This window comes from Streptomyces sp. NPDC014801 (assembly GCF_043082085.1).
Taxonomy (GTDB): Bacteria; Actinomycetota; Actinomycetes; order Streptomycetales; family Streptomycetaceae; genus Streptomyces.
In genome coordinates this window covers 85,660-102,179 of the sequence record NZ_JBIBXG010000016.1, presented here as the reverse complement: position 1 = coordinate 102,179, position 16,520 = coordinate 85,660, and the positions used below count along the sequence as shown (strand labels likewise).

Annotated in this window: 13 protein-coding genes; 5 read left to right on the top strand and 8 right to left on the bottom strand. The window is 72.5% G+C overall.

The window, feature by feature from the left end:
- Positions 1 to 85: 85 nt before the first annotated feature.
- Together ACF1AL_RS34135 and ACF1AL_RS34130 are read right to left on the bottom strand one after the other, a co-directional pair.
- Positions 86 to 1,639, bottom strand: a complete 1,554-nt coding sequence (locus ACF1AL_RS34135) for a hypothetical protein (protein WP_391777852.1) — start codon at positions 1,637 to 1,639, stop codon at positions 86 to 88.
- Between the two features lie 312 nt (positions 1,640 to 1,951).
- On the bottom strand, positions 1,952 to 3,580 hold the full coding sequence (locus ACF1AL_RS34130; protein ID WP_391777853.1) for an alkaline phosphatase D family protein: 1,629 nt from the start codon (positions 3,578 to 3,580) through the stop codon (positions 1,952 to 1,954).
- 268 nt (positions 3,581 to 3,848) lie between these two features.
- Here ACF1AL_RS34130 and ACF1AL_RS34125 point away from each other — a divergent pair, with 268 nt between their 5' ends.
- A complete protein-coding gene (locus tag ACF1AL_RS34125) occupies positions 3,849 to 5,243 on the top strand; it encodes an MFS transporter (RefSeq protein ID WP_391777854.1) in 1,395 nt (464 codons plus the stop codon).
- A gap of 84 nt (positions 5,244 to 5,327) precedes the next feature.
- On the opposite strand, the gene ACF1AL_RS34120 is transcribed toward ACF1AL_RS34125, so the two are convergent.
- Positions 5,328 to 6,605 (bottom strand): geranylgeranyl reductase family protein, encoded by a 1,278-nt coding sequence (locus ACF1AL_RS34120; RefSeq protein WP_391698997.1) that lies wholly within the window; start codon positions 6,603 to 6,605, stop codon positions 5,328 to 5,330.
- Positions 6,606 to 6,919: 314 nt separating this feature from the next.
- On the opposite strand from ACF1AL_RS34120, the gene ACF1AL_RS34115 reads away from it, so the two are divergent.
- Positions 6,920 to 7,171, top strand: a complete 252-nt coding sequence (locus tag ACF1AL_RS34115) for a hypothetical protein (protein WP_391698999.1) — start codon at positions 6,920 to 6,922, stop codon at positions 7,169 to 7,171.
- A 129-nt stretch (positions 7,172 to 7,300) separates the two neighbouring features.
- Here the strand turns inward: ACF1AL_RS34115 and ACF1AL_RS34110 are convergent, their stop codons facing one another.
- The 4 genes from ACF1AL_RS34110 to ACF1AL_RS34095 all read right to left on the bottom strand — a co-directional run bounded on the left by ACF1AL_RS34110 (position 7,301) and on the right by ACF1AL_RS34095 (position 13,948).
- Positions 7,301 to 9,832, bottom strand: coding sequence for a S9 family peptidase (locus ACF1AL_RS34110; RefSeq protein ID WP_391777855.1), 2,532 nt, complete (start codon positions 9,830 to 9,832; stop codon positions 7,301 to 7,303).
- On the bottom strand, positions 9,808 to 11,589 hold the full coding sequence (locus tag ACF1AL_RS34105; protein ID WP_391777856.1) for an N-acetylglutaminylglutamine amidotransferase: 1,782 nt from the start codon (positions 11,587 to 11,589) through the stop codon (positions 9,808 to 9,810). Before ACF1AL_RS34105 ends, ACF1AL_RS34110 begins: the two co-directional genes overlap by 25 nt.
- A 163-nt stretch (positions 11,590 to 11,752) precedes the next feature.
- Positions 11,753 to 12,943, bottom strand: a complete 1,191-nt coding sequence (locus ACF1AL_RS34100; protein ID WP_391777857.1) for a glutamate--cysteine ligase — start codon at positions 12,941 to 12,943, stop codon at positions 11,753 to 11,755.
- 264 nt (positions 12,944 to 13,207) lie between these two features.
- Positions 13,208 to 13,948, bottom strand: coding sequence for an SOS response-associated peptidase (locus ACF1AL_RS34095; protein ID WP_391777858.1), 741 nt, complete (start codon positions 13,946 to 13,948; stop codon positions 13,208 to 13,210).
- A 97-nt stretch (positions 13,949 to 14,045) separates the two neighbouring features.
- Here ACF1AL_RS34095 and ACF1AL_RS34090 point away from each other — a divergent pair, with 97 nt between their 5' ends.
- The gene (locus ACF1AL_RS34090) at positions 14,046 to 14,303 is read left to right on the top strand and encodes a hypothetical protein (protein WP_391777859.1); all 258 of its coding nucleotides are present in this window, start codon (positions 14,046 to 14,048) and stop codon (positions 14,301 to 14,303) included.
- Positions 14,300 to 14,671, top strand: a complete 372-nt coding sequence (locus tag ACF1AL_RS34085) for a fic family toxin-antitoxin system, toxin component (RefSeq protein WP_391777860.1) — start codon at positions 14,300 to 14,302, stop codon at positions 14,669 to 14,671. The genes ACF1AL_RS34090 and ACF1AL_RS34085 overlap by 4 nt, the downstream gene beginning before the upstream one ends.
- Before the next feature lie 262 nt (positions 14,672 to 14,933).
- On the opposite strand, the gene ACF1AL_RS34080 is transcribed toward ACF1AL_RS34085, so the two are convergent.
- The gene (locus ACF1AL_RS34080) at positions 14,934 to 15,410 is read right to left on the bottom strand and encodes a hypothetical protein (protein WP_391777861.1); all 477 of its coding nucleotides are present in this window, start codon (positions 15,408 to 15,410) and stop codon (positions 14,934 to 14,936) included.
- A gap of 186 nt (positions 15,411 to 15,596) precedes the next feature.
- Between ACF1AL_RS34080 and ACF1AL_RS34075 the strand changes: the two genes are divergently transcribed.
- Positions 15,597 to 16,379, top strand: coding sequence for a hypothetical protein (locus ACF1AL_RS34075; RefSeq protein ID WP_391777862.1), 783 nt, complete (start codon positions 15,597 to 15,599; stop codon positions 16,377 to 16,379).
- The last annotated feature ends 141 nt before the right edge of the window (positions 16,380 to 16,520 follow it).

The window sequence follows — 16,520 nt, the reverse complement described above, 5'->3', positions numbered from 1 at the left end:
CCGTTCAGGCCGCGGCCGACGGGGCCGCGAGGGTCGGTGCGGGAAGTTCGCCGGGGCGGCGGCCGGCCGGGGCCGGCCCGCGCCCTCAGGCGTGGGCATCGGACCGCCGTGTCTCGGGGTGGTCGGCCGGGTGCGCGGCCCGCGGGGACCCCGGCCCGTCCGGGCCGCCCTGGTCCGCTGCGTCGTCGGCGGCGAGCGGTTCGACCTCGTCGGGGCGGAAGTAGTGGAACCGGCCGTACCAGCCGTGCAGTTCGGCGGCCGGGTCGTCGTCCACGGTGACCGCCAGGTGGATGCTGCGATCCACGTCGTGGAAGAGCGCGGACACCCGCGCGGACCGCCCGGCCAGGAACATGTCCTGGGCGTCGGCGCCCCGGACGCGCGGACGCAGCCGCACCCGGCTGCCGCCGCCCACGGGCACCCCGTCCACCAGCACGGTGTCCGTCGTGGGGAAGAGACCGTCGTCGCCGCCCTCCTGCCACCAGGCCGGCCGGGCCGAAGCGGGTTCCTCGGCCGAGGCCCCGGCCGGGGTCAGGGAGCGGATGGTGCCGTGCAGCCGGGCGAAGACCTCCTGAGGCATGGTGTCCACCCGGTCGACGATCCGGGCGGCGCGCGGATCGGTGGCCCGCGCCTCGGCCTTCTCCTCGTCGGTCAGCAGCATCGTGCGCAGCGTGAGGATCTCGTCGATCTCCGCCGCGTCGTGCAGATCGCCGGGACTCTCCGGCGCCACCTGCGGATGGTCCGGCAGGATGATCGGCGCGGAGAGCAGGGACGCGCCGGTGGCGCCGTCCTCGGCGCCGGGCCGATCGGGCGAGGACGTGCCGGTGGCCCCGTCCGCGCCGCCGGACTGCTGCGGCGCCCCGCCGAGCACCGGGAACGTGAAGGCGTTGCGGCAGCGGCGCACCTCGTCCGCGAGAGCGGCCGGCGGATCGATCAGCGACACGAACTCGACGCCGTCGCCGAAGAGGAGGGTGTGCGTGGCGAGCAGCGCCTGCCCCAGCACCGCACCGCGCGGGGCCGCCGGATCCGGCGCCCGGTCGGTGTTCTCGGTGCGCACACGCAACCGGTACAGGCGCGGGGCCAGGGGCTCGGCCACGATGGTCGCTTCGGCCCGTACCTCCCTGCGCCGCCGCACCGTCCGCCCCGCTCCGGCGGGCAACGGCTCGTACTCCTCACCGGCCGGCGCCCGCACCGCGACGGTCCGGCCGCCGTGCGCGAGCTCCTCCAGGGTGAGCGCCAGCTCCGTCTCGCGGGGCACCGCTTCCTCGAAGGACAGGTGCGTGACGCCGTCCGCCGTCCGCAGCGACTCGACCGGGCGGTACCTTCCGTCGCCGTCGGCCGCCTCCACCTGCTTGTGCTGGAGCTGCAGGTACCGCACCCGCACCCGTACGCCGGCGTCCTCGCGCCGCGCCCGGACCAGGCACTCGGTCTGCTGGTACCAGGAGTCGGCGGAGCCGGAGAGTCCCGGCGTGACCGGGCCGTCCCGCTCCACCCAGTTCCGGGGCAGCAGTACGCCGAACTGCCAGCGGACCCTGTTCTTCGCCGAGGACCGGCGGTACGGGTACAGCAGGTACCCCTCGTACAGCACGGCGTCCGCCACGGCACTCAGCGGCGTACAGCCCTCGCCGGATCCGTTCACCACGCTCGCTCCTCGCACTCGCGGTCGGCGCTTCCTCCCCACGGTCACACCCGCGACGCCGGCCCGCCCCTCCGGCGCACCGTCATTGGGCCGGACAGGGGAAGCGTTGCAGTGTCAGCAGGAGGTGGGGTCGCGTCCGACCGGCCTCGACAGCGGGCTGCCGTGACCGGGCGGTGGACCGTGCGGCGACGGGGGAGAGGGGCGGGCGGGAGAGGGCACGGCCTGCCGAGGCGGGCGGGAGAGGACAGCGCCGCGCCCGGGGCGGGCGGGAGAGGACAGCGCCTGCCGGTCTCGTCGACCGGCCGGTGCTCCGCTTCAGCCGGAGGCCAGCGTGCGGACGATCACCGTCCGCAGAGTCGCGTCCCTCCCGGTGCGCTCCAGCCGCAGTCGGGCCGAGCGTCCCCGCATCGTCAGGGTCATGAGCTGGTTGCCGAACCAGGGGCCGCCCTTCTTGCGCCACCTCACGGGTGGGCGGGCACAGCGGCCGTGGCGCGCGAAGGCGCGGCCCACGAGACGCGCCGGTGCGCTCCACCCGAGGCGGAAGCCGACGCGCATCGACAGGGGGACGGAGTTGTGCACCGGGGAGCAGGTGAGCTGGACGACGGGGAGGCCGGGCCCGCCGCGCCGCCAGGAGGCCTGCGCGAGGTAGCCGTGGTGCACGTCGCCCGACAGCACGCACACCGTGGCGGGCGCGTCGGATCCGGAGCCCACCTCGGCGATCAGATCGGCGAGACCGTCGAACGAGCGGGGGAAGGCGGCCCAGTGCTCCAAGTCGGCCCCGCGGCGCAGGCGTTCGCCGAAGCGGGCCCAGCGCGGTCCGCGTTCACCGGCGCACAGGGCGGCGTCCCAGGCCTCCAGGTCGTGGACGAGAGGGGGCAGCAGCCAGGGCAGTGAGGTGCCGATCAGCAGGTGGTCGTACCCGCCGGCGTCGGCCAGCACCTGTTCGCGCAGCCAGTCGGCCGTGCCCGGGTCGAGCATGGCGCGGCGGTCCTCCCGGAGCACCCGCGCCGCGCGCGAGTCCACCATCGCCAGCCGGATCCGGCCGAAGTCGCGCACGTAGCTGAAGCGCACGGAGGCCGGATCGGTGTCGGCCTGCGTGGCCAGGGCCCGGACCGCGTCCGTGCCGTCCGGGGTGGCACGCACGGCGGCGTAGGTCGGGTCGGCGGCCAGTTCGGTGGGGGAGAGGTTGCCCAGGTGCTGATGCACCCAGTACGACATCAGACCGCTCAGCAGCCGTTCCTGCCACCAGTGCGTGGCGCGCATGTCGGCGAGCCAGGCGGCGGAGGTGTTCCAGTCGTCGACGATGTCGTGGTCGTCGAAGATCATGAAGCTGGGCACGGTGGACAGCAGCCAGCGGACCTCCGGATCCAGCCACGATTCGTGGTAGAGGCGGCAGTACTCCTCGTAGTCCGCCACCTGGCTGCCGGGCGGCTCCCGCAGATCCCGGCGCCGGGCCAGCCAGCGCCGCGTCGCCTCGCTGGTCTCGTCGGCGTACACCTGGTCCCCGAGCAGGAGCAGCACGTCGGGGCGCTCGGCGTGCGGGTCGGCCGCCAGGCGTTGCGCGAGGGAGTCCAAGGCGTCGGCGCCCACGGGATCCTTGCCGTCGGCCGGAGGAGCGGCCCAGCGGCAGGAGCCGAAGGTGACCCGGACGGTGTCGCCGGCACCGGGCACCCGGATGACGGAGGGCGGGAAGGGCGTGTCGGGCAGCGGCCACACCGGGGTGTCGTCCAGGAGCACCTCGTACGACGGTGCCGTTCCCGGCTCCAGACCCGTGACCGTGACCAGCGCGTAGTGGTGGCCGGCGACCTGGAAGGTCGGCGCCGTGCCGCCCGCGCCGTTCGAGCAGCGCACCTGGGCGACGCACGGACGGCTCGTCTCCGCCCACACCGTCGCGCAGGAGCTGTCGGTGTACCGCAGCAGCGGCCCCAGCCTCAGTTCGACCACGCCGGCGGACCTCCCATGTCGCGCGGTTCGGTGGTAACGACCGTTGAACCGTACAGCGCGCGACCGCGGACAGGCCCGCCATCGGGCCGCCACACGCCACGACGGCACGGCTGACGCAGGCCCCGCTCCGCGGTTCGTCCGGTGTCCTGCCTGTCGCCAACTTGCCGGGTGGCTACGGTTCTTTGCTGTTCCGGCAAGAACTCCGGGAGCCGGGCCGGGGCCGGACGCAGCATGGCAGGCATCTGTCCCCTCGCCGAGAGGCCGAGCCATGACCGTCACCGAGCCGTCCCTGTCCGTGCCGCCCCCGCTCAGCCTGCGAAGACGCTGGGTGGTGCTGGGGGTGTGCTGTCTGAGCATGTTCCTGGTCGGGCTGGACACCACGATCGTCAACGTGGCGCTGCCCGCCGTCGGTGACGGGCTGGGCATCGGACCCCGGGGCCTGGAATGGACGGTCGACGCCTACACCATCGTCCTGGCTGCCCTGCTGATCTCCTCCGGAGCGCTGGCGGACCGGCTGGGCCGCCGCCGTGTCTTCCGCTCGGGGCTGCTGGTCTTCGGCGCCGCCTCGCTGCTGTGCGCCGCCGCTCCCTCGGTGGGAGTGCTCGTCGCCGCCCGCGCCGTCCAGGGTGTCGGAGCCTCGATGCTCAGCCCGGTGGCCCTCGCCATCGTCGTGAGCGCCATGCCGGACCCGCGCGAGCGCGCCCGGGCGATCGGCGTGTGGGCCGCGGTCTTCGGCCTGAGCATGGCCGTCGGACCGGTCACCGGCGGGGCGCTCGTCTGCGCGCTCGGCTGGCGCTCGGTGTTCTGGATCAACGCGCCGGTCATCGCAGCCGCTTTGCTGCTCACCGCCCTGTTCGTACCCGAGTCCCGTGCCGCGGGCCGGCCGCGCCGACTGGACCTGCCCGGTCAGGCGCTGCTGGCCCTGCTCGTCGCCGTCGTGGTCGGGCTGCTCATCGAGGGCCCGCACATCGGCAGGCTCTCGCCCACGGCCCTCGCCGGGTACGCCGTCGCGGCAGCGGCCGTGCTCGCCTTCGTACGGGTCGAATCGCGGCGGCCGGAACCGCTGATGGACCTCGCTCTCTTCCGCCGCCCGGCCTTCGCCGGCGCGGTTCTGGGCGCGGTGGCCGTGTTCGTCGCCCTGAACGTGACCCTCCTGCTCAACACCCTGTACCTGCAGCACGGGCGCGGCTGGACACCCCTGCACGCGGGAGCCGTGACCCTGCCCATGGCCCTCGGAGCGATCGTCTGCGCCCCGTGGTCCGGCGCGCTCGCCGGCCGCGTCGGCCCGCGCCCGCCGCTCACCGCCGCCGGCGTCTTCCTCACGGCGGGCGGCCTGTGCCTGCTGAGCCTGGACCGGCACACCCCCGTCATGCTGCTGCTGTCGGCCTACCTCCTCATCGGCATCGGCTTCGGATTCGCCAACGCCCCCCTGACCAACACCGCGGTGAGCGGCCTGCCGCGCAGCCGGGCCGGAGTGGCCGGAGCCGTCACCTCCACCGCACGCCAGCTCGGCTCCGCCCTCGGCATCGCCGTCGCCGGCGGCCTCGCGACGGGAACCGGTCCCGCTCACCTGGCGGAGGCCTCCCGTCCCGGGTGGTTCGTGGTCACCAGCTGCGGCCTGTTCCTCCTGCTCGTCGCCTGGGCGGCACGGCCCGCCGAGTGACCGGCAGCCACAGCGACTCCGCAAACCGCCGTACGGCGGTCAACGCGCCGGCGTCGCACCGGCGGTGCAGGGCCGGCGGTGTGTTCAGGCCGGCGGTGTCAGGCGTTGCAGTGTGGTGATCACCCGGTCGAGCGTGTCCTTGCTGTGCGGGTCGGCGAGATTCGTCCACAGCTTGAACATGAGGGCGCGCAGCGCGGGGTGACGCATGCTGTGGGTGGCGACGGCCTTCATGATCGTGGGGTGGTTCAGGGCCTGCACGATGAGCCGCCCGAGGGTGAAGTAGCTGCCGTAGGAGCTGCGGACGAGGTGGGGGTAGGACTGGAGGACCTGCTCGCGCTGGGCGGGGGTGGGCCGTGCGAGTGCGCGGGTGACGGTGTCGGCGCTGAGACGGCCGGATTCCATGGCGTAGTCGATGCCCTCACCGCTGAGCGGATTGATCATCCCGCCGGCGTCGCCCGTCAGCAGCACGCCCCGCGTGTACTGCGGGTCCCGGTTGAAACCGGCCGGCAGGGGAGCGCCACGGACCGGTCCGGCGGCGTGCGCCTCGTCGAAGTGCCACGCCGCGGGCAGGCGCTGGGTCCACTCCTCCAGCATGCGCCGGTGGTCGACCTTCGGTTTGTGCCCCACGTGGAAGGTGCCGAGCCCGACGTTGAAGGTGTTGCCGCCCACGGGGAAGATCCAGGCGTAACCGAACGGCATGTAGGTGCGTCCGGTCCGGTCGCGTGCCGTGAGGTCGAGCCAGATCTCCAGGTGGGAGTCGTTGCGGCGCGCGGCGGTGTAGTAGCGGCGCAGGGCCACACCCATGGGCCGGTCGATGCGCTGGTGCAGGCCGAGTGCCACGGCCAGGCGGCTGGAGGCACCGTCAGCGGCGACGACCACCGGCGCCCGGTAGGTGCGGCTGACGCCGCCGTGCTCGGCGACCACCCCGGTCACACGACCGGTCGCGTCAAGCACGGGTGCGGTGACCTTGGTCCCCTCCAGCAGGCGGGCCCCGGCCGCCACCGCGTGCCGGGCCAGGAGCTGGTCGAAGTCCTCGCGGGTGCGGACGAGTCCGAAGGAGGGGTAGGAGGCCACCGTGGGCCAGGGCATCTCCACGGTGTCCCCGAGCCCGTGAACGCGCAGACCGGCGGTGCGCACCCACCCGTCGCCCTCGAGGCCGACCCCCATCGCGCTCAGCTCTCTCACGGCGCGAGGTGTCAGCCCGTCGCCGCAGATCTTGTCCCGGGGGAACGCCGATTTCTCCAGGAGCAGGACGCTGCGACCGGCCGTGGCCAGGTGGTAGGCGGCGGTTGATCCGGCGGGACCGGCGCCTACGATGATCACGTCTGCGGACTCATGAGCTGCAGCGGGCGACACGGGCATCTCCTTCTGTTCCGACAGTATTGCCGGAGTGGGGCGGGACCGCCGTGTGCAACCCGCCCGCGAGGTTTTGGTCACGCTGCGTCGTCGAGGAGAGGCCCGACGCCATGCGAAACCGGCGAGCGACTGTGGGGCACGGACACACAGGCCACGCTGACATGTCGACCCGTGGTGGCCAATGGCCGGGTCTGCGTCCGCGTGAGGGCGTGTGCGGCGGACTCGAACGGCGACCGGGGGGTACTCCGTCGACGCCCTGCGCCTCGCCACCGGTGGCCGGGCGGGGGTTTCGCAGGCCGTGGCGCCGAAGGAGAGGCCGTATGAAGATCGACGAGTCACTGGTCAGGGAGCTGCTGGAGGCCCCGTCGGACGACACCGTTCTCGTCCTCGTGGAAGGCAGTGCCCACGTGGTCGACCAGACCGCCCTGAGCAGCGAGCGCTACCGCGGGGCAGCGGTGGTGATGTCACACGCCGAGCTGATGGAACGCCTTGGCACGCGGTCACCCGCCGAGGCGGATGCCCCGCACCTGGCGGCCGCCTTGCAGGACGCCGTCGACAAACTGGGCGCCTGAAGGGCGCGTTCGTCGTCCGGCACGGCGGTCAGGGCGGGGGCAGGGCACGGCCTCGGGGGTCGCCCCGGCGGGTTCCTCGCGCATGCGTACGCTGCGGACCTCGTGGGTGTCGCCCCCGCGTCCCGGAGGTCAGCTGCGCAGATGCCGTTGCAGCCAGTCGGCGGCGGTGCGACGGAAGAGCCGGCGGTTGTCGGCGCGGAGGAACTCGTGTCCTTCGTCGAGCAGGGTGAGCAGTTCGGCCGTCACCCCGCGTTCGCGTGCCGCCCGTACGAACTGCTCCGACTCGCCCGGGGGAACGTTGTTGTCGTGTTCCCCGTGCACAGCGAGCACCGGTGCGCGCAGCGCGTCGACGCGGCTCATCGGTGACAGCTCCCGCAGCAGTTCACGGTCGCGTTCGGGGTGGCCGTACTTGTGGGCCGCCGACTGGGCGATCCAGGGTTCGGTGCCCTCGAAGAACGTCGTCAGGTCCGACATGCCGCACACCGCCACCCCGGTGCGGAAGAGCTCCGGGTGCCACACCAGGGAGGCGAAGGTGAGATAGCCGCCGTACGAACGCCCCATCACCGCCAGCCGGGCGGGATCGGCCAGACCGGCCAGGACGGCGTGGGCGGCGCAGTCCGCCACGTCGTCGATCGCGGCGAACCGTCCCCGGCCCAGGTCCGCGTCGACGAACGACCGGCCGTATCCCGAGGACCCGCGGACATCCGGTGCGAAGACGTCCACTCCGCGCCCGAGGATCTCGTGGTACAGCGGGTTGAGGACGGGGCGTTCCTGTTCCTCGGGGCCGCCGTGCAGATGGATGACACAGGGGGCCGGTTCGCCGGGAGCGCGGCCCGGCGCACGGTAGTACCAGCCGTTCAGGGACAGCCCGTCCCGGGCGGTGGGGCTGAGGGGGACCGGTCGCACGGGCGGGCGGCCCGGGGGAACGGCGTCCTCGTCCCGTGACGACCAGGGCGTGCGCACCGGGGTCGCACCGCCGGGCAGCCACCAGATGCCGGGGCGACGGCGGGACCCGGACAGCGCCAGCAGCATCCGCGGGCCGGCGTCCGTGATGCGGGTGACGACCTCGTGCGGCAGGGACACGGACCGGGACGGGGCCGCATCCGCCCCGGACCGGGACGGGCCCGCATCCGCGCCGGACCGGGCGGACGCGTCCTGGTCCCGCCAGGACGACGCACCGGCGTCTGCCCACGGCCGAGCGGAGCCACCGGCGTCTGCCGTCCGATGTCCGGACGCACCGGCCTCTGCCGTCAGCCGTCCGGACCCACCGGCCTCTGCCTGCGGCCGTGCGAACGCGCCGGAGTCTCCCCCCGGCCGCCCGCCCGCGCTCGTGTCCAGGATCTCCACCTCGCTCATGCCCCGGATGTTCCAGGCGAGCACGGCGGAACTGCCGTCGCGGGCGCACCGCAGCAGTTCCAGGTCGCTGCTCTCCCGCGCGGCGGCGACCGACCAGCTCAGCGGATGTCCTTCCGGGGCGAGTTCCGCGGCGAGCAGGACCGCGAACTCCCGGTGGGCATTGCTGCGCAGCCACAACGTGTCCGCGCGGGGTGAGAAGCCGCCGATCCACGGGTCGCCGTCGGCCACCGGCATCACGCACGTCGTGACGTGGTCGGCGGTGCGCAGGACGACGGCTTCACGTCGGCCGCGAGGTCCCCGGCGCAGCAGCGCGAGCGCGCCGTCCCGGCTGAGGTCGCAGACGCGGAGCGTCGCCGCGTCCTTCTCGACGGCGAGCAGGACGGGGGCGGCGAGACCCTCGGGGTCGACGAGGTACGCCGACAGTCCGTCGCCGAATCCGGCGGCCGGGGCATCCTTGCCGCCCGGTGCGCCGAGCGCAGCCGTCTCCACGGTGAGGAGGGGGGAGGGCCGTCCGGGCCCGGGTTCCGTGTGGGGCGCCGGGCCGAGGAGCTGCGTGTCGCCCGTACGGCCGTGCCAGGGGGCCGGCAGGAGGGCGTCGGCCGGGCCGGGCGCACCGCCCTCCGCCGTGGCGTCCGGGCCGGGTACGGCGGTGGGGACCGCGACGGTGACCGCGACCGCCGACCCGTCGTGCGCCCAGCAGCCCAGGTGCGCGGAGCTGCCCGGCTCGGCTCCGGCGAGGATGTGCCGGTCGCTGCCGTCGGGCCGGACGCACAGCACCCGTGTGTGCTCACCGCCGCCGGGGGCCGTGGTGTAGGCGATCCAGCGGCCGTCCGGCGACCAGGACACCTCGGTCACGGGATCCGGGCCGTCGTCGAGCAGCCGCACGGCGTCACCGTCCACGGGGCCCGTCCAGAGCTGCGGCACGCCGCCCCGGTCACAGATGAAGGCGACATGTGTGCCGGCCGGGTCGGCCGAGGGGTACCAGCAGCCGTGCGCGACGAGCCGCGTCGTCGCCTCGCGCGGCCCGGAGGCGTTCGGCAGCGGGACGCGGGCGGGCGCGGCGAAGGCGGCGGTACGGCCGTCCGGTGCCGACGGGGGCGCGGGGGCGGCCCGGTTCAGGTGGGCGGCGGAAGGCCGCCCGGCACCGGCACCAGCCCTGTCGGCGTCCGAGGGCCGTACCGCGTCCGAGGGCCGTACCGCGGGGGACTCGCCGGTGCCGGACGGCCCTGCCGCCAGGGACTCGCCGGCGTCGGGTGGCCGTAGGGCGAGGGACTCGTCGGTCAGATTCCGTGCGTCTGCAGCCATATCTCCAGCAAAGCCACTTGCCACAGTGCGTTCGCTCCGCGCTTGGTGCGGTGTCGGTCGGGGGCCGCCAGGAGTTCGCTCACGTAGGAGTCCCGGAAGAGGCCGCGCCGCTTCGCCTCGGGCGCGCCCAGCGCCTCCCGCACCCTGTCCAGTACGGGCCCGGCCATGTGCGTGATCGCCGGGACCGGGAAGTAGCCCTTGGGACGGTCGACCACCTCGCTGGGCAGCAGCTTGCGGCCGGCCTCCTTCAGGACGCCCTTGCCGCCGTCGGCCAGCTTCAGCTCCGGCGGGCACGCTGCCGCCAGCTCCACCAGCTCGTGGTCCAGGAACGGCACACGGGCCTCCAGGCCCCAGTCCATCGTCATGTTGTCGACCCGCTTGACCGGGTCGTCCACCAGCATGACATGGGTGTCGAGGCGCAGGGCGGCGTCGAGTGCCGTCTCGGCCCCCGGCACCGCCATGTGCTCCCGTACGAACCGGCCGGAGACGTCCTCCGCCGGCAGCATGTCGGGCTGCAGCATCGCGGCGAGGTCGGCGTGCGACCGGTCGAAGTACACCTCGGCGTACCGGTCCGGCTCCTCCTCGCGGGCCGCGGCCGCCAGCTCGGGGTACCAGCGGTAGCCGGCGAAGACCTCGTCGGCGCCCTGCCCGCTCTGGACGACCTTGACGTTCTTCGACACCTGCTCGGACAGCAGATGGAAGGCGACGACGTCATGGCTCATCATGGGCTCGCTCATCGCCGCGACCGCCGCGTCCAGGGCCGCCGAGACGCGCTGCGAGGGAACCACCAGCTGCTGGTGATCGGTGGCGAACTCCCTGGCGACGAGGTCCGAGTAACGGAACTCGTCCCCCTCGTCGCCGCCTTCCGCCTCGAAGCCCACGCTGAACGTCGCGAGGTCGCGCTGCCCCTCGTCGGCCAGCAGGGCCACGATCAGGCTGGAATCCAGTCCCCCGGACAGCAGGACGCCCACCGGGACGTCGGCGACCATCCGCCGCCGTACGGCCGTGCGCAGAGCGTCCAGCACCGCGTCCCGCCACTCGGCCGGGCGCATGCCCGCGTGCTCGGGACGGCGTGTGTACGACGGCTGCCAGTAGGAGTGGTCCCGGTAGTTGCCGTCCGGATCCACGACCCGCACGGTGGCCGGGGGAAGCTTGCGCACCCCTGCCAGCACGGTCCGGGGAGCGGCGACGGTCGCATGCCAGCTGAAGTACTGGTGTACGGCGGCCGGGTCGAGCGAGGTGTCCACGTCGCCGGCGGCGAGCAGCGCGGGCAGCGAGGAGGCGAAGCGCAGCCGCCCCGGAGTCCGCGCCAGGTACATGGGCTTGATGCCGAGCCGGTCGCGGCCCAGGATCAGCCGGCCGGTGCGGTGCTCGACCAGGGCGAAGGCGAACATGCCGTGGAAGTGGTCGACGCAGGACGTACCCCACTGCCGGTACGCCGCGAGGACCACCTCGGTGTCGGAGGTGGACCGGAACCGGTGCCCGAGGGCCCTCAGCTCCTCGCGCAGCTCCTGGTAGTTGTAGATGCACCCGTTGAAGACACCGGTGATCTGCTGCTCGGTGTCGGTCAGGGGCTGCGCACCGCGCTCGGAGAGGTCGATGATCTTCAGGCGGCGGTGTCCCAGCGCGACGGCGCCCCGCGACCACACCCCCTCCCCGTCGGGTCCGCGGGCGGCGAGCCGGTCGTTCATCCGCTCGACGGCCGCCAGGTCGGGACGCGTACCGTCGAAGCGCATCTCTCCGCTCAGGCCGCACATCGGGAACCACCTCCCTCCTGCCCGTGCCGGTCGCGCAGGGCGCGTGACGGTGAGGGGTGGGGCGGGCGGCCCGCCGGTATGTGGCCGGGACTGATCGACACGGTGGTGCGTCTCCTTCGTCGTGACAAGAGTCGGGTACGGACGTGGCCGGCGTGGCCGGTGTTCAGCGACCGGCGCTCCTGGCCACGGTGGCTGCGGAGGGGTGGGCGACCGGCCGCCCTGCGGAGCCGAGGCGCCGGGCGGGAGCGGCGGGCCGTCGGCGAGGGCGGTCATCGCCCCGGGTCTCCGCGATCGCCAGATCGGTGCAGGCCAGCAGGTCGTCCTCGTCGGCGGCGCGGCGCATGCGGTGGGCGGCGCTGCCGGTCGCCAGGGCCCGCTGCGCGAGGTCCCGGACCGCGGGCCAGTCTCCGGCGGCTTCGAGCGCGGGCCGCACGCGTTCCAGCAGGCGCCGTACGACCTGGGCCGCGGGTGCCTCGTGCCGGGTCTCGGGGTCGAGCAGGGCCCCCTCCAGGCCCGACCGGGCGGCTCGCCAGGAAGCGGCACGCAACCATGCGTGCCGGCCCGGGCAGGCGGGCGCGCCGGGCCGCTCCAGCCGCTCGCGGGCCTCGCTCACCAGGGCGCGGTACAGCCCGGCGATGAGCACGACCGTCTCCGGTCGGGGGCAGGCGTCGCAGATGCGCAGTTCGAGGGTCTGCTGGTGGTCGGAGGGCCGGATGTCGTGGTAGATCATTCCGGCGTCGCTGATGACACCGGAGTCGATCAGGTCCTGTACGGCCGCGTCGTACTCGGCGGCGTCGGCATGGCACCCGGGCGGGCCGGAGGTCGGCCAGCGCTGCCACACCATGGTGCGCCAGCTGGCGTAGCCGGTGTCGGCCCCCAGCCAGTAGGGAGAACTGGCGGACAGGGCCAGCAGGACGTGCAGCCACGGGGAGACCTCGCACATCAGGCGCACGGCGAGGTCGCGGTCGGGCACGTCGACGTGGATGTGCGTCCCGCAGATCAGCTGCTCGTCGGCGATCTTGCGGTACTCGTCGACCATGTGCCGGTAGCGGCTTCCGGCGGTCGGCCGGGTGTCCTGTATGCGGGCCAGCGGCACGGTGCCGGCGGCCACCACGGCGAGCCCGTGCGCGCTCGCCGCGGCATCGAGCCGGCGTCTGGAACTGATCAGATCGTCGTAGAGGCCGTCAAGAGACGCATGAACACCGCTGTTCGACTCGATGGTCGCCTGCTGCAGCTCGGTCGTGAAGGTGTCTGCGGGGAGCCTCTTCAGCATGGTGTCGGCCTGCGGTGCGAGCAGACCCGACTCCACCTCGACGATGTGGAATTCCTCTTCCACCCCGATGCGAACGGTCACGGCACTCCTAACGTGACGGGTGAACGCTGTTGGCCTCACCCGGAAATCCGCCCGTCCCACCGGTCTCCGCAGGAGGGCTGTGCCCCTCCGACTTCCCACGTGACCCATTGCTAAGCAGGGGCGCTCCTCGGAGGGCGCGAAGTCACATATGAGCGCACGGAACAGCACGCGGCGTAACGGGGGCCGACGGGCGGCGCGAACGGGGCCGACGGGCCGCTGAGGAGAGGTGCGGCTCGGCGTGTCTCCGCATCCTGACGCTCATGCCTAAGGCATCTCTTCAACCAAGTGCGCGCCGTTGTTCCGCGTGTCGTTCACGGCCGTAGTGACGGGGCGGGCGTTCAGGTTGCCGTCCGCGGGCTGGGTGAGCAGGGCGCGTAGTTCTTCGGTGTCGGCGTGGTGGGGGTCGAGCCACGCGGAGTAGTCGTCGGGGGTGAGGGCCAGGGGCATGCGGGGGTGGACACGGCCGGCTGCGTCGGTGGCCTCGGTGGTGATGATGGTGCAGGTCACGAGCCAGGCGGCGGTCTCGTCGTCGTTCTTGATCTCCGGGTTGCGCCAGTACTCGTAGAGGCCGGCGAGCGCCAGCACCTGTCCGTCGGCGGGGTGGATGAAGTACGGCTGCTTGCGGGTCTTGCCGGTGGCGGCGTCCTTGATCGCGGTCCACTCGTAGAAGCCGTCGGCGGGCAGCAGGCAGCGGCGGCGGGCGAAGGCTCGGCGGTAGGCGGGCTTCTCGTGCACCGTCTCCACCCGCGCGTTGATCAGCCGGGAGCCGATCTTGGGGTCCTTGGCCCAGGACGGCACGAGCCCCCAACGCAGCGGCCGCAACTGCCTGCCAGGCGGTGCGTCGGTGCTGTCCTTGCGCGGGGCGCGTTCCAGGACGGCGTAGACGTCGTCGGTGGGGGCGACGTTCCAGCTCGGTGCCAGCGTCTCGTCGGGGCGCCAGTCGGTGACGTCGAAGAGGCGGGTCAGGTCCTGCGGACTGCGGGTGGAGGCATAGCGGCCGCACATATCGCCACTGTGCCACGGCGACCCTCCGAGGGTGGGCGACACGTCGACGGGGGCAGCAGCCGCCCGCAACCTGCTACCACCCTGCTACCATGCATGCATGACCAGTGGCAGGAAGCAGACGCAGCTCCGAGTCGATCCCGAGATCCTCGCCGCCGGGAAGGAGGCCGCGGCCGCCCGCGGCCTCGACTTCAACCGCTATGTCGAGCGACTCATCGTCGAGGACACCACTGGTGTCCGCGCTGCCGGCATGGCCGCCGCCCAGCGGCTCATCGAGGAGCACGGAGCCTTCCTCAACGACCTGGAGCGGCAGCTCGACGCTCCCTACGCGCAGCCTCAGCCGGGCGCGGCAGCGTGATCCTCCACATCGACGAGTCCTGGATCCTCGAGGTAGCCGAACGCGCAGGACAGCGCGATCCCGGCGTCGACGACTACGGCGTCCCCGTAGCCGCCGTTGCCCGCCACCGCGCGGAACTCCTGGAGCACCCGATCTACGACGGCCCGTACGCAAGGGCTGCCGCTCTGGTGCACACACTGGGGCGCTGCCGCTGGCTGGAGCGCTCCAACCTGACCGTCGCCTGCGCGGTCGCCGTCATGTACCTCGAAGCCGGCAACATCTCGGTCAACCCCACGCGTGAGCAACTCACAGCGCTGGCCCACAAGTTGAACAACCCCCGCACCACGGCCGAACACATCGCAACCATGCTGCGCACCTGGAAGCCGTAGCCATGCGGCGAAGCTCCGCCGGAGAGGCCTCTGGCAGAGCTCCCGACCGCGTGGCACCTTCTGGGCATGCGCCTGGTAGCTGACGGAGCCACGCCGACTTCGCTGTTGTTACTCGTCAAGGATTCTCGAGACTGACGACGGGCACGCCTTCCAGCTGGCGAGCCCACAATGCCCCCACAGATGACGACCGTACTCTCAGGCAGAGAACCTGGAGCGACCGGCACCAGTTCCACGCCCGTGCACCGGGCAACCGCCCTGATCGTCATGACTTGGACGGCGGCACCGGCCAGGGATGTCCATCCGGTGAGCTGTTTGCCGGCCGCCCGGCCATCACGTAGTCGCGATACTCGTCCTGGACGACCCCGGCGTTGACCCACCTCCCTCTCACCGCTCCGGTGATGTCTTCAGCGGCTGAGACGGCGACGAGCGGGTCGTCGGTTGTCGTGAGAAGGCGGCCGAACTGCTCTTCCTCGTCGTCGGGATCAAGGGGAGGGAACTCAACCAGATCAGTGAAGTTTTCGTGACCGACATCTTCCCGGGTGTGCAGGAAGACCTCGTAGTCGACCTTGGCCGGCCGGATCTCGACGTAGCGGATGCCGGGATGTTCGGGTGAGCCGGCCGGGCCAAGGAACTGCTCGACAGGACGACCCCGTCTCAAGGCCCCGAGGGGGAAGGACTCTGTCAGGTAGCGCACGGGAGCAGCGTAGAGGCTTAACAGGAACCGCGGCTTGATGTTCATCTTGCGTTGCTCTGTGCACGAGAATGTTCTGGCTCACATTCCGTTTAGGCGTGGGGCAAGTTGGATTTCGGAGCCGTGCGATGGCAGTTCCAACGGGAACGAAGCCGGGGAGCCGCACCGCCACCGCAGCCGCTCTCGTCACCTGGCTCCGACCATGACGGCCCGGCCGTCTCCTAGGCTTTTCCCGTGACCGACCAAGATCCGTTCACTGTCTGCTATCCCGCTCTTCTGCCGTGGGCGCAGGCTTCCCGGCAGGAGGATCTACACCGTGCTGTGCGCATCGCTGTGGAACGCTCGCTTGTGGTGCTGTGGGGCCACTTGGACCCGCAGAGGGCGGCGACCGACGCTGACGTGCACGCGATCGTCGCCGCGTCTGACGCGTACGTCCAGGGCTGGTTCGACGCCGTGATCCGACCCGCCGCCCACTATCCCCCGAGCAACTGGGGATGGCCGTCCTCACTGGCCGTGTGGCTGGAGGCGTCCAGGAATCACGGCCGGGGCAGGGCCGTAGGTCACACCATCGCCGAGAATCTCGACTTCTTCGCCAGGTTCCCTCTCTGCAGGACGCTGGAACTGGTCCAATACGCCGATCACGCCGCCCGAACCACGTCAGGGACTGCCCGAGAGCGGGCTGCCGGTGCCACTGCCGCGGCCCTGCGGTGGGCATGGGCCCGCCACGCCGACAGACTCGGCTGGGACGACGCGGAGTGGTACGAGTACGTGGAGGTGAACGAGCTGGTCGGCTGGACGACGGCGGCGCTGCAACTTCCCGGGGTGAGACCGTCACAGGCTGCCGCCCGAGTGGAAGAGATCGCCGGACGGAAGTGGGACGACTGGTCACCCTGGACGTCGGAGGAACTACCTGCGCAGTTCATCGCGCAGGCGGCGCAAGCTGTGGCGGATTGTGTGGCGACAGGCGCGGTCGCCAGCGGTGGGAACTCGGCGCCCAGCGGGCGGACTTCCGGGTAACCCTGGCCATACGCGTGCGGAGCGGTGAAGTCCGCAGGCCGCGGCCGGAGCTGGCGCCGCCAGGAAGGGAGTCTCAGACTTCGGACGGTTGGTGCTCTCATGCTGGTCTCGGAGTTCCCGCCGGGTAACACTGAGGGGCCG